This is a genomic window from Sphingomicrobium sp. (assembly GCA_036563485.1).
GTDB lineage: Bacteria > Pseudomonadota > Alphaproteobacteria > Sphingomonadales > Sphingomonadaceae > Sphingomicrobium.
In genome coordinates this window covers 1,654,222-1,675,756 of sequence record DATCMI010000001.1, presented here as the reverse complement: position 1 = coordinate 1,675,756, position 21,535 = coordinate 1,654,222, and the positions used below count along the sequence as shown (strand labels likewise).

Sequence of the window (21,535 nt, the reverse complement as noted above, 5' to 3'; positions counted from 1 at the left end):
CCGCTGCGGCTAATTCAGCTCGCTGGGCGCAAGCCGCTCGTTGACCTCTCGCGCCAGGTCCGGGTCGTCCCGCCACACGAACCACGGCCGTCCCACGAAGCGCTGCGGCTGCGGCTCGGACCCTAACAAAGCCCTGATGCTGACCCGCGGATCGGCGGCGAGCTCGATCTGGTGCTGGGAAATCGCGAATTCCGGCACGCCCAGATCCCGGGGCGGCACCATCGCGGAACGCTTACTCACTCGAGACATGATCCTCTCCCCGAAAGAAGACCGAAGCTCAGGCGTTTACCGAGCGCTCACGAGTCGCATCCACAGCAAGTAAGTCCAGTCTGGAGGGTTCACAGGCCGAACGGATAGGTCTCGTCTCCGCCTGGCCTTTGCTCGCCCGGCAGGGGGCTCACCGCGCGCGTCTCGTCGAACCATACCCAGGCATCGAACTGCTTCGGCAGCACCGCCTCGCTATAGTGGCTCCAGCGCTCAGTCTCGGGCCGGTAGATCACGCCGATGAAGCGCTCGAGCTTCGCTTGCATCAGCGCTGCGCGCGTCTCGCCGTCCAGTTCGCCGGTCCGAAGGTCAAGCAGGAAGCTCGGCACACCGGCTTCGTGGGAAGCGCGCTCGTAGCTGTCGGCAAGCGACGGCCGCACCTGTTTGATCCGCATTGGTTCATCCCAGTCGTCGGCAGCGGCCACCGTGCCGCTGTGGGTGCCGAAACCGATGAGCCGGGCCCGCTCGCCATATTCCTCCTTCACCAGCTGGCCGATGTTCAGCTCGCCGCGCTGCATCCCCATGTCGGTGAAGCGGGCATCGCCGATGTGGCTGTTGTGGGCCCAGACGATCGCCTTGGCCTCGGGCCCCTTGGCGTCGAGGATCATCTTCAGCGTGTCGAACATGTGCCGGTCGCGCAAATTCCAGCTCTCGGCCGAGCCATGGTACATGACCCGATAATAGGCCTCGGCATCCTTCACGAGGCGGGCATTGGCCTGCGCATCGAGCCATTCGTCGCACTCGGGTGACAGGCAATCGACTCGCGTCTGCAGCAGGTCCTTGAGCATCTCGATGACGCCGACCTCGCAGCGCGCATAGCCTTCCATCAGCGCGTTGCGGCCATAGAGCTGCGGCTCCTCGGCCCACGGCTCGAGGCAGCCGTAGCGGCGGTGCGCCAGCCGCGCGAGCTCGGGGTCCTCATTCTCGAGGAAGTCGATGACCGCGCGCATGGACCCGCTGAGGTTGTAGAGGTCCAGCCCGTAAAAGCCGCACATCGCCTCATGCTCGCGGCTGTCGTTGAACCCGCGCACCCAGCGCACGAAGGCGTCGAATTCCTCGTTGCGCCACATCCAGGTCGGGAAGCGGTCGAACGCCGTCAGTTCGCCCTCGCGCCAGGGGCGATGGCGGACATAGCGGTCGATGGTCGCCGCGTCCGGCCAATCGGCTTCGACCGCAACGATGTTGAACCCGTGGCGCTCGATCAGCCGCTTCGAAATCGCGGCGCGGGCACGGTAGAATTCGCTGGTCCCGTGGCTGGCTTCGCCGAGGCACACGACCCTGGCATCGCCGAAGCGATCGAAAAAGGCGCCGAAGCTTTCGTCGTCGATATCAGGCAGCGGCTCGGCCGCTCCGGCGATCAGCCGCGGCAGTGTCTCGAGTTCGGCGTCGATCATCTTCAAGTCCTTCTCGTCCGGTCAGGGGAACGAAGCGCGGGCGTCGAGGCTCCGACTGCTGCACCGGCCGCGTCCTCGCGGTCGGTTGCAAAGTCTGTCATTTTGCCGACTCAAGCTGCTGGAGCTGCAAGGGGGTGGTCCAATGACTTCGACCGATGCTGCATTCGCTGGCTCGATTCCGGCCATCTACGACCGCGATCTCGGGCCTTGGCTGTTCGAGGGCTATGCCAGGGAGGTCGCGCGCCGCGCGAAGGCTCTCGCGCCCAGGCGCGTGCTAGAGACGGCGGCGGGGACCGGAATCGTGACCCAGGCGCTAGCCGAAGCTTTGCCGCAAGCGGAGATCGTCGCGACCGACCTCAACGAAGCGATGCTGAAGGTGCTTCAGGCACGGGTCGCGACCGTCGCGGCGCAAGCCGCGGACGCGCAGGACTTGCCGTTCGAGGACGCCAGCTTCGACCTCGTCATCTGCCAGTTCGGCGTGATGTTCTTCCCCGACCGGGTGAAGGGCAATGGGGAGGCACGGCGCGTACTTCGCGACGGCGGGCGCTACATCGCCGCAATCTGGGACTCGCTCGACACTGCCGAGCCTGCCGTGCGCATCGCCCGAACCGCCTCCGACGCATTCCCCGACGATCCGCCGAGCTTCCTCAGCCGCGTGCCGTGGGGCTATTCCGACAAGGCGCGGATCGAGAGCGACATGCGCGCGGCCGGCTTCGAGTCCGTGAAGATAGAGACGGTCCAAGTCTCCGGCACGCTGGACGCAAAGGCCGCCGCCAACGGCCTATGCCAGGGCTCGCCGCTCCGCTCCGAAATCGAGGCCCGCGACGCCAGCCGCCTTCAGGAGATCACCGATGCGGCCACGCGCGCGCTGGCCGACCTCGACGGCAAGCCGACGACATTGTCGGCGCACATCGTGACCGCGACTAGATAAGCCCCGCAAGCGGGCTCGACGGATCGGCGTAGCGGCGCTTGCCCATACGCCCCGCGAGGTAGGACAGGCGCCCCGCCTCGACCGCCGACTTCATCGCTCGCGCCATCAGCACCGGTTCCTTCGCCTCGGCGATCGCGGTGTTCATCAGCACGCCGTCGCAGCCGAGTTCCATCGCCACCGCGGCGTCGCTAGCGGTTCCGACGCCGGCATCGACCAGCACCGGCACCTTTGCGCCTTCGACGATCAGCCGGATCGTGACCCGGTTCTGGATGCCCAAGCCGGATCCGATCGGCGCGCCGAGCGGCATGACCGCGACCGCGCCCGCTTCCTCGAGCTGCTTGGCGGCGATCGGATCGTCGACGCAATAGACCATCGGCTCGAACCCTTCTTTGACGAGGATTTCGGTCGCACGCAGCGTCTCGCGCATGTCCGGGTAGAGCGTCTTGGCTTCGCCGAGCACTTCCAGCTTCACGAGGTTCCAGCCGCCCGCCTCCCGCGCCAGGCGCAGGGTGCGGATCGCGTCCTCGGCGGTGAAGCAGCCGGCGGTGTTCGGAAGATAAGTGACCTTCTTCGGGTCGATGAAGTCCGTGAGCTTCGGCTGGTTCGGATCGGAGATGTTGACCCGCCGCACGGCGACCGTGACGATCTCCGCGCCCGAAGCCTCGACGGCCGCGGCATTCTCCTCGAAGCTCTTGTACTTGCCGGTGCCAACGATCAGCCGTGAGCTGAAGGTGCGGCCGGCGACGGACCATGTGTCCGCCTGAACTGACTGCGGCGCGTTCACTTAACCCCCTCCCACGAAATGCACGATTTCATAATCGTCGCCGTCCTCCACGCAGACTTGGCTCAGCGTGCCGCGGGGCACGATCTCGAGATTGCGCTCGACGGCGACGCGCAGCGGGTCGAGGCCGAGCAGATTGACCATCTCGGCTATGGTCGTGCCGCCGGCGACCCGCCGATGCTCTCCATTGATCCTTACGGACAGGCTGTCGTCGCCCTGTCCTGAGCTTGTCGAAGGGATACTCATCACGCCTGACTTAGGAGCCGCCTACGCTCGCGCCAAGTCGGTTGAGGGTGGACGTGGGGCACATCGTCTGACAGAGGCTCCGCCGACCCAAGAGCAGGAACGAACATGCCCTCACCGAAGGAAGCTTCCGGCGACAAGCCCGGCGCCATGCGTATCGATCCGGCCCTCGTGCGCGAACTCGCACAGCTGCTGTCGGATAATGAATTGACCGAGATCGAAGTCGCCGACGGCGACCGCCGCATCAAGGTCAGCCGCGAGCCAGCGCCGATCCTCACCGCCGCTCCCGCCGCTGCTCAAGCGGCCCAGACCGCCCCAGCGCCGGCGCTCAGCGCACCGCCGATGAACGCGAAGGAAGATTTCGGCGGAGACAGCGACGCCGCCGGCGGAACGGCCGTCAAATCGCCGATGGTCGGCACCTGCTTCCTCTCGCCCGAGCCCGGCGCAAAGCCATTCGTCGCGGTCGGCGACGCGGTGAAAGCCGGCGACACGCTCCTGATCGTCGAAGCGATGAAGGTGATGAACCCGATCACCGCGCCGGAAGGCGGGGTCGTCAAGAAGATCCTGGTTTCCGACGCGCAGCCTGTCGAGTTCGACCAGCCGCTCGTCGTCATCGGCTGATCCCGCGCGTGGCCAAAATCGAAAAGCTTCTGATCGCCAATCGCGGCGAGATCGCGCTTCGCATTCACCGCGCATGCCACGAAATGGGCATTCGCACGGTGGCCGTTCACTCGACCGCCGACGCCGATGCGATGCACGTCCGCCTGGCCGACGAGACCGTCTGCATCGGTCCGCCGCCGGCGACCGACAGCTACCTCAATATCCCCAACATCATCTCGGCCGCCGAGATCGTGCATGCCGACGCCATTCATCCTGGCTACGGCTTCCTGAGCGAGAACGCGCAGTTCGCCGAAATCGTCGAAAGCCATGACATCCTCTGGGTCGGGCCGAAGCCCGAGCACATCCGGACGATGGGCGACAAGATCGAAGCGAAGCGCACCGCCGCCAAGCTCGGCCTCCCGCTCGTCCCCGGCTCCGACGGCCCGCTGACCAGCATCGAGGACGCCAAGGCGCTCGCGGAGGAGATCGGCTACCCCGTCCTCATCAAGGCGGCGTCGGGCGGCGGCGGCCGCGGCATGAAGGTCGTGCCGTCCGAGGACCAGCTCGAAAGCCTGATGAGCCAGGCGGCGTCGGAAGCGCGCTCCGCGTTTGGCGACGACACCGTCTACATGGAAAAATATCTCGGCAATCCGAGGCACATCGAATTCCAGGTCTTCGGCGACGGCAATGGCGGCGCCATCCACCTTGGTGAGCGCGACTGCTCGCTGCAGCGCCGCCACCAGAAGGTTCTCGAGGAAGCGCCGTCCCCCGTCCTTACCGCGGAAGAGCGCGAGCGCATGGGCGAGGTCGTCCGCAAGGCGATGAGCGACATGGGCTATCGCGGCGCCGGCACCATCGAGTTCCTCTACGAGAACGGTGAATTCTACTTCATCGAGATGAACACCCGGCTCCAGGTCGAGCATCCGGTGACCGAGATGATCAGCGGCATCGACCTCGTCCGCGAACAGATCCGCGTCGCCTGCGGCGAGGGATTGTCCGTGACTCAGGCCGACGTCCGTCTCCACGGCCACGCGATCGAATGCCGCATCAATGCCGAGGATCCGGAGACCTTCGCCCCGTCGCCCGGCCTGGTGAAGAATTATGTCGCGCCCGGCGGCATGCACGTGCGCGTCGATAGCGGCCTCTACACCGGCTATAAGGTGCCGCCTTATTACGACAGCATGATCGCCAAGCTGATCGTCTACGGCACCACCCGCGAACGCTGCATCATGCGCCTCAAGCGTGCGCTCGAGGAATTCGTGGTCGAAGGCATGAAGACCACCATCCCGCTGCACCAGAAGCTGGTCCGGGACGAGGAATTCCTCGCCGGCGACTATACGATCAAATGGCTCGAGCAATGGCTCGAAAAGGGCCGCAACGCCGAATAGTCCGTCGACGAAAACTTCAGCCGCGCAAATGCGTTTGTCGGCTGGAGGACAGTGAAGAGTGTCGAGCTACCGCGGAAGCGCTGACGGACCGTCGCAGGCGAAGGCGATCGCCGCCGTCGTCGCAGTTCACGCGGCCCTCGCTTTCGTCATCCTTTCAGGCCTTCACGTGCAGATGGTCCGCGATGCCGTCGATCGCCTGAAGACCTTCGACCTTCGCAACCCGCCGCCGCCTCCGCCGCCCCCTCCACCGCCCAAGCCGCAGCCGAAGGACAGCGCCAAGAAGGAAGCGGGCGCTCCCGCCAAGAAGGCTGAAGCGTCACCCGTCGTCGCGCCCAAGCCGCGCATCCCGGTCGAAACGCCGCTCCCCGCCGCCAAGGTGGCCGGCAGCGGCAGCGCCTCGACCTCCGGCGCGGCGGCTGCCGGTAATGGCACGGGCGCCGGCGGCAGCGGCAACGGCCCGGGTGGCGGGGGCAATGTGGACTATTCCCGCTTCACCCCGGCGCGGAAGATCACCAAGATTCCGGACAGCCAGTACCGCCGCTTTGCCGCGACGGGCATGCCGGTCGGCAGCGTCGCGATCAGCATCAGGGTGAATCCCGACGGCACGCCATCCAACTGCCGCGTCGTGCGGACCAGCGGCAGCAGCTATGCGGACGGCCTGATGTGCCAGCTCACCCAGCAATATATCCGCTTCAGCCCCGCGCGCGATCCAAGCGGCCGCCCGGTGGCACAGGATGTCACCTGGGCGCCGAACTGGTCGCCGCGCTAACCTCTAGCGGCTGGCGCCGCTGCTGCTCGCAGACACGCCGCTCGCTGCAAGCTGCGCTTTGTCGCGGCCGTAAACGTCATCGAGAAAGGTGATCGACGAACCGTCCGGCATGGCGGTCAGATAGGTGATGTGGACGGGGATCGGCGCGGCCAGCGGCATCTTATGTTCGGTACCCACCGTCTCCCACACCAGGTCGCGGCCGAACATCCACCGGCCGAGGCGCGCTGCATCCTCCAGCCGCACGCAGCCGCCGCTGTACAGGCGCGACGCCTGCTCGAACAAACCGCGGTCCGGATTGTCGTGCAGGTAAATGCCTTCCTCGTTGGGGAACATGAACTTCATCCGCCCCATCGCATTGTGCGGCCCCGGCAGCTGCCGCATCCGCACTTCGACCTTGCCCTCGGCAACCGCTTTCCAGTCGACCGTGCTCGGGTCGATGATGGTCGGGTTTTCGCTCCACTCGTCGAGCACCTGGTAACCGAGCTCGTCGAGATATTTCAGCCCGCGCTTGACGACATTGGGCGCGATCCGGTCCGCGGCCAGATCCGGCGGCACGAACCAATAAGGGTTTAGGCTCGCGAACCGCACGAGCGCGCTCATCATCGGCGTCGGATATTTGGGCTTGCCGACCACGACCCGCATCGAGTCCACCGGCTTGCCATTCTCGTACATGTAGAGCCGCTGCTGCGCCGCATTGACGAGGATGTAGCGGTCCCTGAACGACGGCAGCGCCCGCGCGCGCTGGAGGTTGATCTCGATGAGGGCGCGCTGCTCGTCACTGCTATATTTGTGCTGCGTGACAGCCTGGCGAAGCTCGCCATAGAAGGGGTGCATCCAGCGCAGGTTCGACACATAATCGGACAGCGACGGCGCATTCGCCGCCTGGATCAGCGCCGCCAGAGCTGACGGCGGCTTCGGGCGAAGCACCGGATCGACATAAGTGAAGCCGATACCCGGGTCCTGGTGGAGGTCGCGGACATAAGCGGCAAAGGCTTCGGAAAGCTGCTCGTCGGCGCGGAGCACGTCGCTGGAGTCCCCAACGCGCGCGTTCTCGACCGCAGCTTGCAGCGCCGCAGCGCGATATTTGTCGGGATTGAGCCCGTCGATGCTCGCCGTGCTCAGCAGCGCGACGAGCTGCTGCGCGGCGTCTCCGGCCCTCGGCCCGAACCACAAGGGGGCGTTCTTCCGCGCCTTGTAGAAATCGGCCACGGTCTGCCCGGCGAGCGTGACCGCTGCAGGACGCGCCTGGGCCGCCGCGGGCGCAGGTACGGCAACGGCCGCAGCACCGAACATCAGCGCAGCGGCCATTCCCTTGTGAAAATAGTGCACCGGCCGCCGGCCGGTGCACCAGTTACGCAAACTTTTCACTTCTTCTCCCAGTGTCCCGCCGGGCTTCCGCCCGGCGGAGCCCTGTTAGCCGCGCTCGCCGCTGCGAGCCGGGGCCGAGTAGGTCGGCGCGGACTGCATGCCCTGCGGCGCACCCTGATAATATTGGCCATTATACATGTAGCCGTCGACCTGGCCATCGTTGTTGCGGTCGGCCCAGATCGCGCCGGCGAGGCCGCCGACGGCAGCGCCGATCACTGCGCCCTGAAGGACGCCGAGGCCCGGAAGGACCGCACCGGCCGCAGCGCCGAGCGCCGCACCGCCGAGAGCACCGGTCGCCGCGCCGCCGAGGACGCTGCGGGTGTTCGGGTCATAACCCTGCGGGGCACCGGAGTAGTACTGGCCGTTCGAGACATAGCCGTCGACATAGCCGTCGTTGTTGTTGTCGGCCCAGACCGCGCCGGCGAGACCGCCGATGGCGGCACCGACCGCCGCGCCTTCAAGCACGCCGAGGCCCGGAACCACCGCGCCGACCGCCGCGCCGCCGAGACCGCCGATCGCCGCATCGCGGGTGACCGCGGGGTTGCTCGCGCACGCGCTGAGCGTAACCGTGCTTGCAAGCGTAAGGGCTAGAATGGACTTCCGCATCGCTCTTTCTCCCATATTGTTGAGCTGCCAGAACATGGTCCATGCAAACGGCGCTGGCGCCGCACACGGTCCATGTTACGGACGCTGGAACGACGATTCAGGCGCATCGTTCCGCAACCGCGACAAAGACCGGCTAAGAAGATCATTCTGACTCCGCAATGAACTCGTTCGGGTAAGTTGAGAGGCTTGGATAATCGGCAATGAAAGCAACCATTTACCACAACCCGCTGTGCGGAACGTCGCGCAAGACGCTCGACATCTTGCGCGATTCCGGATGCGATGTCTGGGTCCACGAGTATTTGAAGAACCCGCCGACCCGCGATGAGCTCAAGAGCCTCTACAAGCGCGCCGGCATCAGTCCGCGCGAAGGTCTGCGCACCAAGGAACCGCTGGCCGAGGAACTCGGGCTTAAGCGTCCCGACGTCAGCGACGACGAAGTGCTCGACGCCATGGTCCAGCACCCGATCCTGATCGAACGGCCGATCGTGGAGACTGCAAACGGCGTCCGCCTCTGCCGGCCGCAGGACAAGGTCCGCGAAATCCTCTGACCTGACAGCGCACTCGCCCGCGCCCATATAGGCCCGCGTGAGCCGCCTTGATCCACGACTGCTGCTGCAGGGCTATGCCACCGGCATCTTCCCCATGGCCGACAGCCGCGATGCCGACGAGCTGTTCTGGGTCGAGCCGCGCCACCGCGCGATCATCCCGCTCGACCGCTTCCATCTGTCCCGCTCGCTGCGGCGGACGCTGCGCTCCGGCAAGTTCGCGGTGACCCGCGACCGCGACTTTGCGAACGTCATCGCGGCCTGTGCCGATCGGGAGGAAACCTGGATCAACGCCGAGCTCGAGCGCGCGATGCTCGCGCTCCACGGCTCAGGCCACGCCCATTCGGTGGAGGTTTGGGAAGGCGAAACCCTGGTCGGCGGTCTCTACGGCGTAAAGCTCGGCCGCGCCTTCTTCGGCGAAAGCATGTTCAGCCGCCGGACCGATGCATCGAAGGTGGCGCTCGCCTGGCTCGTCGCTCGCCTGCTCGCCGGAAATTTCTCGCTGCTCGACTGCCAGTTCATGACCGAGCACCTCGAGTCCCTGGGCGCAATCAGCGTCCCGAGGGATACCTACGTCGCGTTGCTCTCAGCCGCGCTCGGCGGCGCTGGCGGAGCGGCGGGCGCTGCACGCCTCGAAGGCGCGGACTCGCCGCCCGACTTCGCCGCGCTCGACGCCTTGTTGGAGCTCGCCGGTGCCGATGCACCCGGGCCCGCCGGATATGTCATCGCGCAACTCTTGGGCCAGACGTCGTAGACCGGGTGCTCGACGACGTTCAGCGACGGCGATTCCTTGTAGATCCAGCCGGAAAAGACGCGGTCCCAGGTCTTGTCGGGCTGCTGGACATCGAGCTGGACGAAGGCGCCGGTCAGCTGCTCGTCTTCCCACGGCGCGGTCGTCTCGCAGGCGCGGAGACGCACGATCGCGCCTTTCCAGCGCACCGACTGGCCCGGCTTCAATGTCACGTTCTGGACGATGCCGTTGCGCTTGTTGAGAAGCCCAAGCACCGCGACGCGCTGCGCCATCGGCGTGACGCCGCCCTGCCCGGCCGCCGTGACCGGCGCACTGTTCTGCCGCGCCGGCGCCTTGGCCTTCTGCTCGCGCTGCGGCTCCTTCCCGCACGAGGCGAGCGCAAGCGCGATCAACAGCGGTGCGGCGCGCGAAACCACAATTATTCGGGAATCCAGGGCTCGTAATCGCCGGTCGATGCGGGCCGGATCCGACCGCTGCCGAGCGCTCCGTCAGGCCGGAACGCGGCCATCGTGCCGGTCAGGTTCGGCACCGGATCCTTCTGGAACTTGCGGACCGGCGGCAGTGCCTTGTCGGGAAGCTCGTCGATCGTACCCTTCAGCCACAGCTGCCAGCCCGGCGGCACGCGGCTGCCGTCGTTGCTGCCTTCATAGATGACCCAGCGACGCCACGGCCTTTTCTTGTCCTGGTAATAGATATTGCCAAGGTCGTCGGTGCCGACCTTGTTTCCGAACCTCTTGGTGAACAGCGCCGTGCCCCACGTCGCGCCGTTCCACCAGGTGAATGTTCTTGACCAGAAACCCATGGGTGCGTGCCTCTGCCCGCTCAACGGTCGGAGCGCAAGCTAGCGCGTCCACTCCACACGGTCGCCTTCGCGGATGCCGAGCTCGGCGGCCCGGCTGCCGGCGATTTCCAGCACCGCCGCGACCGGCTCCAGCGACGGGACCGGGGTCATGTCGAGCGGCTGCGCCGTATAGATCCTGGCGATGGTGCCGTCGGTGCGGATGAAGATCATGTCGAGCGGGATCAACGTATTCTTCATCCAGAAAGCGATGTCGCGCGGCGGCTCGTACGGGAAGATCATCCCGCGGTCGGGCGCGAGCGTCCGGGTGAACATCAGCCCGCGCTCCTGCTCTTCGGGTGTCGCGGCGACCTGCACCGTGAACGCGTGCTTGCCCGTCGCGGACCGGATCGTCAGCGGCACCTGGCGGAGCCCCGTCTGCGGCACGCCGTCCGTCGGCACGGCGGCGGCGGCGTTATTCTCAATCGGTGCGCTGTCGTTGGCATTCTGGGCGGGCGCCTGCGGGCTGCATGCCGCAAAGGCAATCGTCGCGAGGGCTAGGCCGCCGAGTCGGCGCAATCGCGCAGGTCGACCGCCGTCAATCCCTTGCCGGTGGTCGCGACCCGCGCCTCCAGCTTCTGGCCGGGCTCCAGTTCGGGAAGCTGCGCGTTTCTGACCGTCTCCATATGCACGAAGACGTCGTCCCCGCCCGCTTCCTCCGGACGCTTGACGAAACCGTAGCCGCGAACGCGATTGAACCATTTGACCTCCACCGGCTCGAACTCCCCGGCCGCGTCGGCAAGCGCCTTGCGGTCGGCCCGTTCGCCGGAAGGAATGGACGAGCGCGGCTGCGGCGGCAAGGCCGAGCTCAAGTCGATCGAAAGGATTCGCTTCGCCTGCAGCCCGCGCTGCTGGCGGACCGGCACGCACTCGATCGTCGCGCCTTCGGGCAGGCTACGGCGGCCATGTTCGCGAAGAACGCTGAAATGGAGCAGCACGTCGCCGTCGACGTCATCGCTGACCAGGAAGCCGAAGCCGCGGGTCGCATCGAACCACTTCACGCGCCCGGTAATCGGGGCAAGCTCTTCCTCATGCAGGTCTTGAGGTGATTCGACGATGGGCGCTGCCCCTCCCTCGGCCAGGCTGATCAACGCGCTTACCATAGGACCCCATTACCATGGGCGCGAGTGTCGGCAAACCGACTTTAGCGGTCGGCAAACCGCGCCTGGTCGCGCAGCCCCTCACTATCCACCTCCGCTCCCGGAGGCAGGAAGACGATCGCTCGAGCGAGTGCGAAGGGATGGCCGGCGCGAACCATCGCCGCGACGGCTTTCTCCCGATCGCGCGGGTCGTCGTGCCCGGCGCCGAACGGGCCGATCCGCCGCCGCTTGGCGAAGCGCAGGGCAGCCTCGACCGCCTCGCTTTGGGCGAGCTGGCGCGCCGCTGCGCCATCCTCTTCGCCGATTCCGTCCACCCGAAGCTTCTGGTCCACCCGCCGACGGCCATAACCGCGGCTGACCAGCGATTGCGACTTCGCCAGCGCATAAGCAGCGTCATCGACATAGCCGAGCTCGCAGAAGCGCTCGGCGATGGCGTCGAAGTCCGGCGGCCCTGCCCCGTCCCAGCCGCGCTCGCGAACCTTTCGCGCCAGATAGGCGCACAGCTTCGCGCGGCTCGTCGCGAAGCGCCCAACATAGCGCACGGCAAGCTCCTCAAGCTTCGAAGCATCGAGCGGCGGCCGCTCTCGCCGGGGCGTCTTGCGTGCGTTCACGCCCAATTTGTGCCACAGTCGGTAACCATTCAGGAAGCTGGCTGCAGCAGCGCTTACGAATGCGCAACTAATAGGAAGGGACGGCGTGCTCGAACGCAACGCCTCAGTGAAGAACGAGCTTGCCCCGCCGGGCGCAACGCCGACCCTCGACGCGCAGCCGCGGCGGCTCGCCGACTTCGCGACGATCGGTGACGCACTCGATTATGCGGCGCAGGGACGACGCGGCCTGAACTTCCACGACGCCCGTGGCACGCTTGCCTTGGCCTATACTTACGCCCAGCTCCGCAAGGACGCGCTTGGCCAGGCGCAGCGCTTCATCGCCCTCGGCATCAAGCCCGGCGACCGCGTCGCGATGGTTGCCGAGACCGGCCCTGAATTCGCCAGCAGCTTCTTCGGCGCCGTCTATGCCGGCGCCTGGCCGGTGCCGCTTCCGCTACCGACCAGCTTCGGCGGCCGCGAAACCTATGTCGACCAGCTCGCCGTCCAGCTCGGCAGCTGCGATCCGGCTCTCTTCATCTACCCGCCCGAACTCGCCGAATATGGCGCCGCCGCCGCTGGCAAGGCCGGTGCGCGCAGCCAGTCGTGGGACACGCTCGCCGATGTCGAGGCCGCCGATGCGGCTCTTCCGCACGCGTCGCCGGACGACATTGCCTATCTGCAATATTCCAGCGGCTCCACGCGCTTCCCGCACGGCGTCGCGGTCACCCACCGAGCGCTCCTCGACAACCTCCGCGCCCACGGCATCGGCCTTCAGGTCCAGGACAGCGACCGCTGCATCTCCTGGCTGCCCTGGTATCATGACATGGGCCTGGTCGGCTGCTTCCTGTCGCCGGTCTCGCTGCAGATCTCGGTCGATTATCTGAAGACCGAGGACTTTGCGCGCCGCCCGCTTGCCTGGCTCGACATGATCACCCGCAACCCGGGCACCAGCGTCAGCTATTCGCCGACCTTCGGCTACGACATTTGCTCGCGCCGCATGAGCTCGCAGACCAAGGCCGAGGACCGCTTCGACCTGTCGCGCTGGCGGATCGCCGGCAACGGCGCCGACATGATCCGCCCGGACGTCATGCAGGCGTTCGTCGACAGCTTCGCGTCAGCCGGATTCCAGGCGAGCGCCTTCTGCCCCAGCTACGGCCTTGCCGAAGCGACGCTTGCCGTATCGCTGATGCCGCCGGGCGAGGGCATTCGGCTCGAACTGGTCGAGGAAACCGAGCTTTCGGGCGGCGGCGACGGCGGCCAGGACCGGCCCAAGCGCTACCGCGCGATCGTCAATTGCGGCAAGCCGGTCACCGGCATGGAGATCGAGGTCCGCAGCGCGGAAGGCGACCTCCTTCCCGACCGCGGCATCGGCAAGGTGTTCGTGCGCGGGCAGAGCGTCATGCACAGCTATTTCCGCGACCCCGAATCCACCGCCGCCTGCCTCAGCGACGACGGTTGGCTGGACACCGGCGACATGGGCTACATGTCGGGCGGCTACATCTTCATCGTCGGCCGCGCCAAGGACATGATCATCATCAATGGCCGCAACCACTGGCCGCAGGACATCGAATGGGCGGTCGAGCAGCTGCCGGGCTTCAAGTCCGGCGACATCGCCGCCTTTGCGATCACCGGCCCGTCCGGCGAGGAAACGCCGGCGGTCCTCGTCCACTGCCGCGTCAGCGATAACGAAGAGCGCGGCCGCCTCCGCGACGAGATCCGCGAGCGCGTCCGGGCCATCACCGGCATCACGCCGGTGGTCGAGCTTGTCCCGCCACGCACCCTGCCCCGCACTAGCTCGGGCAAGCTGTCGCGCACCAAGGCGCGCAACCTCTACCTATCCGGTGAGATCGTCCCCTTCGACATCGCGGCCTGAGCGGCCGAGCGCAGCGCTGCGATTGCTGCGCAATCGCGAGCAGCGCGAAGAGATCGCGACGGCCGGCCAGCGGGTCCGCGCAGCTGAACCCGTCTGACGTCACGAGATTCACTCTCGTGACGGCTCGCTGGCGCCTAACCTTCCTTAGTCCGGCTTAAGCATTCTTTTACGGCGCACCCCTACAAGGCACGCTGGTGTCGAATGGGGAGTGTCTGTCGTGCAGCGAATGCATGGATGGGTAGGGCGTAGGGACCGTCAGGACGTCGAGATCGAGGCGGTGGTGCACCGCGTCGACGGCAGCAAGTCGCCGGTCAAGCTCAGCAACTTCTCCGACGAAGGCTGCCGCCTCGAGTCCGACCGCGACTTCCGGATCGGCGAACGCCTTGAAATCGCCATTCCGCGCATGGGCCAGGTCAAGGCCCAGGTCCGCTGGGCCCTGCCGGGGAGCGCCGGCGCGCAGTTTCTCGCCGAGAGCGACTTTCCGGCCTAAGCGCCCGGGCACAAGGGAGCATTCGCCCCAGCAAATGTGAGCTAGCGCCGAAGAAGCACGGTCTGCTTGATCGCGTCGCTAAGTCCATGCCAAGCGGCCGAGATGAAGCTCCGGTCGATCTTCGGGAAGCTCGCCCTCCTACCCGCAGCCGTTGCGCTCGCTTCACCCTCGATCGCCGACCCGCAGGTCCAGCCGGCGGTGCAGCCCGGTGGCGATATCCCGCGTAAATTCCGGCCGCCGTTCCGCTCGCCTTCGCAGCGCGGGGACATGCCGCAGGCCTTTGCCGCGCCCATCGTCCACTTCCAGTATGTCCGCCGCCAGGTGATGATCCCGATGCGCGACGGCACGAAGCTCTACACCGTCCTCATCATCCCGCTCGGCCGCGGCAAGTTCCCGATCATGCTCGACCGCACGCCATACTCCGCCGACAAGGCGACAGCTTACGGCGGCGCAGGGCCGCTGCCGGAGAACATCCTCCCGCCTTTGTCGGCGGAGCTGGTCCGCGCGGGCTACATCGTTGCCGTGCAGGACGTGCGCGGCAAGTACCGGTCACAGGGCGATTATGTGATGAACCGGCCGATACGCGGTCCGCTCAACGCCACCGCTGTCGACCATTCGACGGACGCCTTCGACACGGTCGACTGGCTGGTGAAGAACGTCGCCCAGAGCAATGGCCGCGTCGGCACCTACGGCACCAGTTACGACGGCTTCACGACGCTCATGAGCCTCGTCGATCCGCACCCTGCCTTGAAGGCCGCCGTGCCGATCAACCCAATGGTTGATGTCTGGAAAGGCGACGACTGGTTCCACAACGGCGCATTCCGGCAGGAGATGACCAGCTACGTCTACGGCCAGACCGCCAGCCGCGCGTCGGACCGGAAATGGGTCAGCCGCGTGCGGGACGATTATGACGCTTTCCTCCGCTACGGCTCCGCCGGTGCGTACGGGCGCGCGATGGGCATGGACCAGCTGCCCTTCTGGCGCCGCCTGACCCTGCACCCCGCATATGACGCCTACTGGAAGCACCAGGCTGTCGATAGAATCCTCGCGCGAAAGCCGCTCGGCGTGCCGACCCTGGTTGTCGGCAGCCTCTGGGACCAGGAAGACATTTACGGCGCGCCGGCCGCCTTCAACGCCATCAAGTCCAGCCCTGATGCCCACCTCGTCCTCGGACCGTGGAACCACGGCCAGGCCAATCACGTCGGCATTGCGCTCGGTCCGCTGGACTGGCGCGCAGACACCGCCCGGTGGTTCCGCCGCAACATCCTCATTCCCTTCCTCGACCGGCACCTGAAAGGCGGCCCGGACCCGCGCATCGCCAGGGTCACGGCCTTCGAAGCGGGCACGAACCGGTGGGAGCGCCTCGGCGACTGGCCCCGCGCCTGCGCCCGCAATTGTCCCACCGCGCTGACGCCGCTCTACCTCGCGCCCGGCAAGCAGCTCGCCTTCACCGCACCGGCAGGCATGGCGTCCGACAGCTATGTCTCCGACCCTGCCAAGCCGGTCCCGTATCGCGCCAGGCCCAACCTCTCGCCCTGGGCGGACGGCTCGACCTGGCGCTTCTGGCTGACCGACGATCAGCGCTTCGCCGCCGCTCGGCCGGACGTCCTCACTTACTCGACAGGGCCGCTCGAAGCGCCGCTGTCGCTCGAAGGCACGCCGCTCGTCCACCTTGTCGCCGCCACCAGCGGCAGTGACAGCGACTGGATCGTCAAGCTGATCGACGTCTATCCCGCCGAGGTGCCCGGGAGACCCGCGATGGCCGGCTACCAGCTGCCGATCGCAATGGATGTCATCCGCGGCCGCTACCGCGCCGATCCCGCCAATCCCCAGCCGCTGACCCCCAACGCGCCGCTAACTTATGAATTCGCGCTTCCTGCCGTGAACTATGTCGTCCAGCCCGGCCATCGGCTGATGGTCCAAGTCCAGTCGAGCTGGTTCCCACTCTACGACCGCAACCCGCAGACCTTCGTCCCCAACATCTTCTTCGCGCAGCGGAGCGACTACAAAGCCGCAACGCAGAAGGTCTTTACCGGCGCGCAAGGCACCTGGATCGGGCTCCCGGTCGTTAGGTGATTTCTTTGGCCCGGGCTCGGTCCGTGGCAACTAAGCGTTCGCCAGACGCTCCGCAGCGGGTCTGAGTTGCGCGCCCTCGCTCCTGATCATTGCCGGGGTCCGCGCGAGTAGCCGGCGGAAACAGCGGTTCATGTGGCTTTGGTCGCAAAAGCCGGCATCGGCAGCAATGTCGGCGAGCGGGAGGTTCGAATAGCGAAGCAGCCTCGCCGCATGCTCGACCCGCGCGCGTTGTGCGGTTTCGCGAACGCCTTCGCCGACCAGTGCGCGATAGGCCTGCGCGAACCACCCAGGGTGCAAGCCCAGCTCGCGCGCCAATCCGGTCGTACTCAGGTCGTCAAGGCTGTGCGCCCGCTCGACCGCGGTGCCAAGCCACTGCGGCACCTGCTTATCCTTCTCGACACTGGCTGTACGGAGCAGCTGCGCGGTCGCCTTCCGGAGCTCGGCTTCCGAAGTCCCCGCGGCCTGCCAAAGCTCGCCGAGCTTTCGGCCCGCCGCCGCGACCCGGCCGCCATTCCACACCGTCACAGTCCGATCGCGCGCCAGTCTTGAGCCCTCGGGCAGCCAATCGGGATCGAATTCTACGTCGATCTGCTCCAGCCCGTCGCAGCCGACCCGCGCCGCATGCGCCTCGCCCGGGCCATGAAGCGTGACCGCGGGGCGGTTGACCCGCACGTCGCCGCTTTGCTGAAGCTTGTTGACGTCACCCATGACGTAGATCGACAGCACCGGCCAATCGTGCGTGTGCTCCGCGATCCAGGAGGCGGCCGGATCGATGACCCGGAACGCTTTCGCCCCAGATAGCGAGCGCAGCGGCTGCTGGATCCCGCGGGCGATTTCCCGCCGGTCATGATCATGCGATCGTATCATTCGGCGTTGCTTGTGCCGGGCCGCCTTGGAAACGTCCAATACTGTTCGCAGCGAAGGCAATAATCGACCGTGCTGATGCAAAGGCGGGTTCGGGGATCATGACGACGTTCAAAAGTACCAACATGTTCGCGGCGCTCCTTTTGGTGGGGATCGCCGCCTGCGCCTCGGCCGTGGAGCCGATGGCGGCCGCTCCACCGCAAGGACAAAAGTCCACGAGTGCTGTCGCAGCACGCGCGCAGATCGTCCCGCTCACCGATCATCACCAGCATGTCTTCGGAGAGGCGCTAATCGACCCGCCGACCAAGCTGCTGCCCGAAGTCGTCTTGCCGCCCTCGCTCCGGGCGGCGGTCCGCAAGCGCGAGAGGATCTCGGGAACCGGCGAGATCGGCAACCTTTACGCCAACAATGCCATCGTCCTGAACATCTTCTGGGACACGGATTATTGGGTCACTGGGCGCGCGGCGATCGGGGCGGTGGTGGAAGGCCACGGGACAGGTCTACGGTTCGTTCCCAACAGCTTTGCCATCGACAAGAATGTCGCCGTGGTCGCCGGCGTCGCATTCGCGGACGAAGAAGGCGAATATGACAAGCATTTCATCATCGCCTTCGAAAAGCAGAAGGGCGCGTGGCGCATCGTTTCGGAAAGCATCACCGATAAGGTCCGCAACCCCTTCCGCACCCCAGTCGATGCGAAGACCCTGATCATGCGTCTTGACGAGGCGGGTATCGAGCGAGCGACGGTGCTGTCGACGGCCTTTTGGCTGGATGGCCGCCTGCGGTCCAAACCGGTCGCGGAACAGGCCGCGGCAACCCGCGCCGCCAACGACTGGGTAATCGAACAGACCGGCCGCTATCCGGGCCGCCTTGTCCCCTTCTGCAGCGTCAGCCCGCTCGCGCCGTTCGCGATCGAGGAGCTGAACCGCTGCGCCGCCAACTCTCGCGTGCGTGGCATGAAGCTTCACTTCAACAACAACAAGATCGACCTGAAGCGCGCCGATCATCTCGCCAGGGTTCAAGCCTTTTTCCGGGCGGCGGACAGCAAGGGGCTCGCGATCGTCGTCCACCTGTGGCCGAAGGGCGGCGCCGAATACTCCCGCATCTTTCTTGAACAGGTGCTGCCGCAAAGCCCGCACATTCCCGTTCAGATCGCGCATGTCGGCAGCGGCGCCGGCGACCAGTGGGACGATGTTCTCGCCGTCTACAGCCAAGCGCTCGCCAACCGCGACCCGCGCGCCGCCAACCTCTATATCGATGTCGCCGACTGGGTGCGCGAGGACACGGCCGAAGCGGATGTGGAGCGCCTCGCGGTCCTGCTCCGCCAGGCGGGCTTCGGACGGATCCTTTACGGGTCCGACACGCCGATCGTCGGGCAGCGGCCGATGCCGCTCCAGCAATGGGCGACGTTCAAGCGGCGGATGCCGCTCACCGACGCGGAGTTGCGCGATATTGCCGACAATGTCGCGCCCTATCTCGCGAACTGACGGAAAGGCCTCGACACTTGAGCCTGGGAACGAGCTTCCAACCTTGCGTCAACGCCCGCGGCTGGCTACCTCGCGCGGCGGCCTAGGGGTATAGCTCAGTTGGTAGAGCATCGGTCTCCAAAACCGAGGGTCGTGGGTTCGAGTCCCTCTGCCCCTGCCACGCCGGAACAAGGCTGCTAGCGCTCGCTAGACGCTGCTTCCGCGAAGCGGATGCGAACGGCCGGCCAGCAGGTCGGCGCAGCCGAACCCGTCTGACGTCACGGGATTTACTGCCGTGACAACGGTGCAACCTTGAAGACTCAGCGGCGCAGCGCTAAGTCGCACCCAGCCCCGCCGGCCGTCAGGTCTCGCGGGGCGCTTTTCTATCTGGAAGCGAGCGACACGTGGCCAACACCTCCCCCGGCGAATTCATCCGTCAGGTCCGCAGCGAAGGCGCCAAGGTCCATTGGCCGACCCGCAAGGAAACCATCGCCACCGCCATCATGGTCGTCTTCATGACCAGCCTGCTCGCCGTCTTCTTCGCCGGCACCGACGCCGTCTTCTCGGTCGTCGTCCGCTATCTCGTCGGCCTTCTCGGCTAGCGCTCAAAAGACAAGAGAACAGAAACCCATGTCCCGCTGGTACATCATCCACGCTTATTCCGGCTTCGAGAACAAGGTTCGCGACGCGATCATGTCCGAAGCGACGCGCCTCGGGCTCGAGCCCCTCGTCGAGCAGATCGAAGTCCCGACCGAAACCGTGACCGAGATCAAGCGCGGCAAGAAGGTGCAGTCGGAACGCAAGTTCATGCCCGGCTACGTCCTCGCCAAGCTCGAGATGAACGACCAGGTCTACCACCTCGTCAAGAACACGCCGAAGGTCACCGGCTTTTTGGGACCCGGCGGCAAGCCGCAGCCGATCCCCGACAGCCAGGCCGCGCGCATGCTCTCCAACGAGCAGGAAGCCGCCAACGCGCCCAAGCAGAAGGTCAATGTCGACTATGAGATCGGCGATGCGGTGAAGGTCCTCGACGGGCCGTTCGCGACCTTCAACGGCACCGTCGAAGAACTCGATTTCGACCGCGGCCGCGTCAAGGTCAGCGTCAGCATCTTCGGCCGCGCCACGCCGGTCGAGCTGGAATTTGAGCAGGTCGAACGCGTCAAGTGACCCCGAGCACAAGGGAGCGTTTGCACCGCAAACGTGAGCTTGTGTCGAAGAGAGGTCACTGACCCGGCCGGCGGGGCGGAGCGCCTAAGCGCGACGAGCCCGTCCGACGCGGTCACGGGATTATTCCCGTGACCCAGCTTCTCGCTCCCCCTTCTCCTCTTCCTCGCGCAGCACCTTGGTCATGTCGGTGATGAACACCGCGGTCGACCATCCGATCAGCACGAAGCCGACCAGCCCCTCAACCGCGCCGAGCAGCCGCCAGTCGTCGGGAAAATCGAGGTCCGGCTGCCCCAAGGTCGAATAAGCCGAGGCGGAAAAATAGAGCGCGCTTTCCAGATCGCGCAGCGCTCCCACCGCCAGATAGAAACCTGCGAACAGCCCGATCTCAATGAAGTGAAGCGCGAACAGGCAGATCGCGATCGACACCAGCAGCCCGAAGGCGCGGATGTCGAGCCGATGCGCGCGAAGGCTACGGTCCTCCAGCCCTAAAAACCGCGTCGCCGCCAATATCCCGGCCGCATGGATCACCACCGAGATCACCAGCAACAAGGTCCCCGCCCCGAGCTGCGCGCCGAGAGCAATCGCCGGCTCGACATCGGGATCGGGGATGTGGGGGATGACGATCACGAGATGAATGTAACGGCCTGGGCGCGCAGCGGCCAATGTTTTGCTCGGCGAACGCCGGCCCGCTACCCCACCCCTTGTCGTGGCGCGCAAGCCCGTGCCGCTAAGATTTCCGTCCGCCTACGGTACGTGGGTGCGCCTGTCGGGCCGGTGGAGCAACGCCCCGGCGCCCCGCGCGTTGAGCCGGCTTCTCCCCGAGTAATTGAGGAATATCAGTATGAAGAGCGTACTTCTGGCCGCTTCGGCCGTCCTTCTCGCCACCCCCGCCTTCGCGCAGAGTATTCCGCTGACCGAATATGGCACCTTCGCCAGCCGTGGTCAGTGCGAATCCGCCCTCGCCAAGGAACGCAACGCTCAGCGCAAGGGCGAAAAGGCTCGCGGCGCCGGCTATGAGAACCTCTCCGGCAGCGAGTTCAATAAGGCCAGCCGCGCCACCACCACGTGCGAGCGCACGCAGACCGGCGAATATGCCTTCATGTACGACGCATCCGCTTACGACCTCGACAGCGACGACTAAGCCGCCGTCCTCGAACGAGCAGGGCCGTCCCCCTCGGGCGGCCCTTTTCATGTGAGTTGAGCTACGGGAACCGACCGGCCGCCTCCCCGAGCGACTGCGCCCTGGCGCGCGCGAAGAGAGCGGCAAGAAAATCCTGTCCTACGTCATCCCTTCTGTGGCTTATCATGGCCGATGCGAAGCTTGCCGCCTCATCGTCGAAACCGACAAAGCCGACACACCCCCCTCCCCCCACCAATGCGACCGCTCAATCGCGCCGCCCCTTCCAATTCCAGCGGTCTTCGGCTAAGGGCGCC

The 21,535-nt window shown here is 66.2% G+C and carries 24 protein-coding genes, 1 tRNA gene and 2 pseudogenes; 15 read left to right on the top strand and 12 right to left on the bottom strand.

The genetic code is table 11. The annotated features are described in order from the left end of the window. Positions 1–9: 9 nt before the first annotated feature. Positions 10–240 carry a hypothetical protein gene (locus tag VIL42_08690; GenBank protein ID HEY8592923.1) on the bottom strand — a complete coding sequence of 77 codons (231 nt, stop codon included), beginning with the start codon at positions 238–240 and terminating at the stop codon, positions 10–12. Positions 241–338: 98 nt separating this feature from the next. Then, positions 339–1,658, bottom strand: coding sequence for an erythromycin esterase family protein (locus VIL42_08685; GenBank protein ID HEY8592922.1), 1,320 nt, complete (start codon positions 1,656–1,658; stop codon positions 339–341). A gap of 142 nt (positions 1,659–1,800) precedes the next feature. Between VIL42_08685 and VIL42_08680 the strand changes: the two genes are divergently transcribed. Further along, positions 1,801–2,589 (top strand): methyltransferase domain-containing protein, encoded by a 789-nt coding sequence (locus VIL42_08680; GenBank protein HEY8592921.1) that lies wholly within the window; start codon positions 1,801–1,803, stop codon positions 2,587–2,589. Here VIL42_08680 and thiS read toward each other — a convergent pair. After that, a pseudogene (gene thiS / locus VIL42_08675) lies at positions 2,582–3,616 on the bottom strand (sulfur carrier protein ThiS). The gene VIL42_08680 and the pseudogene thiS sit on opposite strands and share 8 nt — an antisense overlap. Before the next feature lie 105 nt (positions 3,617–3,721). On the opposite strand from thiS, the gene accB reads away from it, so the two are divergent. From accB to VIL42_08660, 3 genes are read left to right on the top strand one after another with little or no spacing between them, the layout of a single operon-like run. Continuing rightward, positions 3,722–4,234, top strand: coding sequence for an acetyl-CoA carboxylase biotin carboxyl carrier protein (gene accB, locus VIL42_08670; GenBank protein ID HEY8592920.1), 513 nt, complete (start codon positions 3,722–3,724; stop codon positions 4,232–4,234). Positions 4,235–4,242: 8 nt separating this feature from the next. Continuing rightward, a complete protein-coding gene (gene accC, locus VIL42_08665) occupies positions 4,243–5,601 on the top strand; it encodes an acetyl-CoA carboxylase biotin carboxylase subunit (protein ID HEY8592919.1) in 1,359 nt (452 codons plus the stop codon). 58 nt (positions 5,602–5,659) lie between these two features. Next, the gene (locus VIL42_08660) at positions 5,660–6,370 is read left to right on the top strand and encodes a hypothetical protein (protein ID HEY8592918.1); all 711 of its coding nucleotides are present in this window, start codon (positions 5,660–5,662) and stop codon (positions 6,368–6,370) included. A gap of 3 nt (positions 6,371–6,373) precedes the next feature. Here VIL42_08660 and VIL42_08655 read toward each other — a convergent pair whose 3' ends face one another. Together VIL42_08655 and VIL42_08650 are read right to left on the bottom strand one after the other, a co-directional pair. Continuing rightward, a complete protein-coding gene (locus VIL42_08655; protein HEY8592917.1) occupies positions 6,374–7,738 on the bottom strand; it encodes a L,D-transpeptidase family protein in 1,365 nt (454 codons plus the stop codon). Between the two features lie 45 nt (positions 7,739–7,783). Next, the gene (locus VIL42_08650) at positions 7,784–8,344 is read right to left on the bottom strand and encodes a hypothetical protein (GenBank protein ID HEY8592916.1); all 561 of its coding nucleotides are present in this window, start codon (positions 8,342–8,344) and stop codon (positions 7,784–7,786) included. Between the two features lie 200 nt (positions 8,345–8,544). Here VIL42_08650 and arsC point away from each other — a divergent pair, with 200 nt between their 5' ends. Together arsC and aat are read left to right on the top strand one after the other, a co-directional pair. Then, positions 8,545–8,892 (top strand): arsenate reductase (glutaredoxin), encoded by a 348-nt coding sequence (gene arsC / locus VIL42_08645; GenBank protein ID HEY8592915.1) that lies wholly within the window; start codon positions 8,545–8,547, stop codon positions 8,890–8,892. A 37-nt stretch (positions 8,893–8,929) separates the two neighbouring features. Then, positions 8,930–9,643: a leucyl/phenylalanyl-tRNA--protein transferase gene (gene aat / locus VIL42_08640; GenBank protein ID HEY8592914.1), complete on the top strand. Its 714-nt coding sequence runs from the start codon at positions 8,930–8,932 to the stop codon at positions 9,641–9,643. Between the two features lie 35 nt (positions 9,644–9,678). Here the strand turns inward: aat and VIL42_08635 are convergent. Next, positions 9,679–9,837: pseudogene (locus VIL42_08635) on the bottom strand (DUF2155 domain-containing protein). Here VIL42_08635 and VIL42_08630 point away from each other — a divergent pair. Beyond that, positions 9,760–10,083 carry a hypothetical protein gene (locus VIL42_08630; protein HEY8592913.1) on the top strand — a complete coding sequence of 108 codons (324 nt, stop codon included), beginning with the start codon at positions 9,760–9,762 and terminating at the stop codon, positions 10,081–10,083. The pseudogene VIL42_08635 and the gene VIL42_08630 sit on opposite strands and share 78 nt — an antisense overlap. Here VIL42_08630 and VIL42_08625 read toward each other — a convergent pair. Genes VIL42_08625 through VIL42_08610 form a run of 4 tightly spaced genes read right to left on the bottom strand, consistent with a single transcriptional unit; the run spans position 10,059 to position 12,189 of the window. Continuing rightward, positions 10,059–10,442, bottom strand: a complete 384-nt coding sequence (locus tag VIL42_08625) for an NADH:ubiquinone oxidoreductase subunit NDUFA12 (protein HEY8592912.1) — start codon at positions 10,440–10,442, stop codon at positions 10,059–10,061. The genes VIL42_08630 and VIL42_08625 overlap by 25 nt on opposite strands. Before the next feature lie 39 nt (positions 10,443–10,481). Next, positions 10,482–10,997, bottom strand: a complete 516-nt coding sequence (locus VIL42_08620) for a DUF192 domain-containing protein (protein ID HEY8592911.1) — start codon at positions 10,995–10,997, stop codon at positions 10,482–10,484. Beyond that, positions 10,976–11,581, bottom strand: a complete 606-nt coding sequence (locus VIL42_08615; GenBank protein HEY8592910.1) for a cold shock domain-containing protein — start codon at positions 11,579–11,581, stop codon at positions 10,976–10,978. Before VIL42_08615 ends, VIL42_08620 begins: the two co-directional genes overlap by 22 nt. 41 nt (positions 11,582–11,622) lie before the next feature. After that, a complete protein-coding gene (locus VIL42_08610) occupies positions 11,623–12,189 on the bottom strand; it encodes a RecX family transcriptional regulator (protein ID HEY8592909.1) in 567 nt (188 codons plus the stop codon). A gap of 85 nt (positions 12,190–12,274) precedes the next feature. Here VIL42_08610 and VIL42_08605 point away from each other — a divergent pair, with 85 nt between their 5' ends. The 3 genes from VIL42_08605 (at position 12,275) to VIL42_08595 (ending at position 16,607) form a co-directional block, all read left to right on the top strand. Further along, positions 12,275–14,041 carry a fatty acyl-AMP ligase gene (locus tag VIL42_08605; GenBank protein HEY8592908.1) on the top strand — a complete coding sequence of 589 codons (1,767 nt, stop codon included), beginning with the start codon at positions 12,275–12,277 and terminating at the stop codon, positions 14,039–14,041. A gap of 226 nt (positions 14,042–14,267) precedes the next feature. Continuing rightward, the gene (locus VIL42_08600) at positions 14,268–14,531 is read left to right on the top strand and encodes a PilZ domain-containing protein (protein ID HEY8592907.1); all 264 of its coding nucleotides are present in this window, start codon (positions 14,268–14,270) and stop codon (positions 14,529–14,531) included. Positions 14,532–14,633: 102 nt separating this feature from the next. Further along, a complete protein-coding gene (locus VIL42_08595; GenBank protein ID HEY8592906.1) occupies positions 14,634–16,607 on the top strand; it encodes a CocE/NonD family hydrolase in 1,974 nt (657 codons plus the stop codon). A 30-nt stretch (positions 16,608–16,637) separates the two neighbouring features. Here VIL42_08595 and VIL42_08590 read toward each other — a convergent pair whose 3' ends face one another. After that, positions 16,638–17,474, bottom strand: coding sequence for an AraC family transcriptional regulator (locus VIL42_08590; GenBank protein ID HEY8592905.1), 837 nt, complete (start codon positions 17,472–17,474; stop codon positions 16,638–16,640). A gap of 98 nt (positions 17,475–17,572) precedes the next feature. Here VIL42_08590 and VIL42_08585 point away from each other — a divergent pair, with 98 nt between their 5' ends. The 4 genes from VIL42_08585 (at position 17,573) to nusG (ending at position 20,101) form a co-directional block, all read left to right on the top strand. Further along, positions 17,573–18,955 carry an amidohydrolase family protein gene (locus tag VIL42_08585; protein ID HEY8592904.1) on the top strand — a complete coding sequence of 461 codons (1,383 nt, stop codon included), beginning with the start codon at positions 17,573–17,575 and terminating at the stop codon, positions 18,953–18,955. A gap of 84 nt (positions 18,956–19,039) precedes the next feature. Next, positions 19,040–19,115 (top strand) — tRNA-Trp (locus VIL42_08580). A 223-nt stretch (positions 19,116–19,338) separates the two neighbouring features. Next, positions 19,339–19,536, top strand: coding sequence for a preprotein translocase subunit SecE (gene secE, locus VIL42_08575; protein ID HEY8592903.1), 198 nt, complete (start codon positions 19,339–19,341; stop codon positions 19,534–19,536). Between the two features lie 28 nt (positions 19,537–19,564). After that, on the top strand, positions 19,565–20,101 hold the full coding sequence (gene nusG / locus VIL42_08570; protein ID HEY8592902.1) for a transcription termination/antitermination protein NusG: 537 nt from the start codon (positions 19,565–19,567) through the stop codon (positions 20,099–20,101). Positions 20,102–20,221: 120 nt separating this feature from the next. On the opposite strand, the gene VIL42_08565 is transcribed toward nusG, so the two are convergent. Next, positions 20,222–20,728 (bottom strand): ion channel, encoded by a 507-nt coding sequence (locus VIL42_08565; protein ID HEY8592901.1) that lies wholly within the window; start codon positions 20,726–20,728, stop codon positions 20,222–20,224. A 214-nt stretch (positions 20,729–20,942) separates the two neighbouring features. On the opposite strand from VIL42_08565, the gene VIL42_08560 reads away from it, so the two are divergent. After that, positions 20,943–21,242, top strand: a complete 300-nt coding sequence (locus VIL42_08560; protein HEY8592900.1) for a hypothetical protein — start codon at positions 20,943–20,945, stop codon at positions 21,240–21,242. The last annotated feature ends 293 nt before the right edge of the window (positions 21,243–21,535 follow it).

Bases quoted from the DNA above. Each gene is read 5' to 3' on its own strand.
- arsC (HEY8592915.1), top strand. From the start codon at position 8,545: ATGAAAGCAACCATTTACCACAACCCGCTGTGCGGAACGTCGCGCAAG.
- VIL42_08595 (HEY8592906.1), top strand. From the start codon at position 14,634: ATGAAGCTCCGGTCGATCTTCGGGAAGCTCGCCCTCCTACCCGCAGCC.
- VIL42_08600 (HEY8592907.1), top strand. From the start codon at position 14,268: ATGCATGGATGGGTAGGGCGTAGGGACCGTCAGGACGTCGAGATCGAG.
- VIL42_08625 (HEY8592912.1), bottom strand. From the start codon at position 10,442: ATGGGTTTCTGGTCAAGAACATTCACCTGGTGGAACGGCGCGACGTGG.
- VIL42_08615 (HEY8592910.1), bottom strand. From the start codon at position 11,581: ATGGTAAGCGCGTTGATCAGCCTGGCCGAGGGAGGGGCAGCGCCCATC.
- VIL42_08685 (HEY8592922.1), bottom strand. From the start codon at position 1,658: ATGATCGACGCCGAACTCGAGACACTGCCGCGGCTGATCGCCGGAGCG.
- accB (HEY8592920.1), top strand. From the start codon at position 3,722: ATGCCCTCACCGAAGGAAGCTTCCGGCGACAAGCCCGGCGCCATGCGT.
- nusG (HEY8592902.1), top strand. From the start codon at position 19,565: ATGTCCCGCTGGTACATCATCCACGCTTATTCCGGCTTCGAGAACAAG.
- VIL42_08590 (HEY8592905.1), bottom strand. From the start codon at position 17,474: ATGATACGATCGCATGATCATGACCGGCGGGAAATCGCCCGCGGGATC.
- VIL42_08560 (HEY8592900.1), top strand. From the start codon at position 20,943: ATGAAGAGCGTACTTCTGGCCGCTTCGGCCGTCCTTCTCGCCACCCCC.
- VIL42_08650 (HEY8592916.1), bottom strand. From the start codon at position 8,344: ATGCGGAAGTCCATTCTAGCCCTTACGCTTGCAAGCACGGTTACGCTC.
- VIL42_08680 (HEY8592921.1), top strand. From the start codon at position 1,801: ATGACTTCGACCGATGCTGCATTCGCTGGCTCGATTCCGGCCATCTAC.
- VIL42_08585 (HEY8592904.1), top strand. From the start codon at position 17,573: ATGACGACGTTCAAAAGTACCAACATGTTCGCGGCGCTCCTTTTGGTG.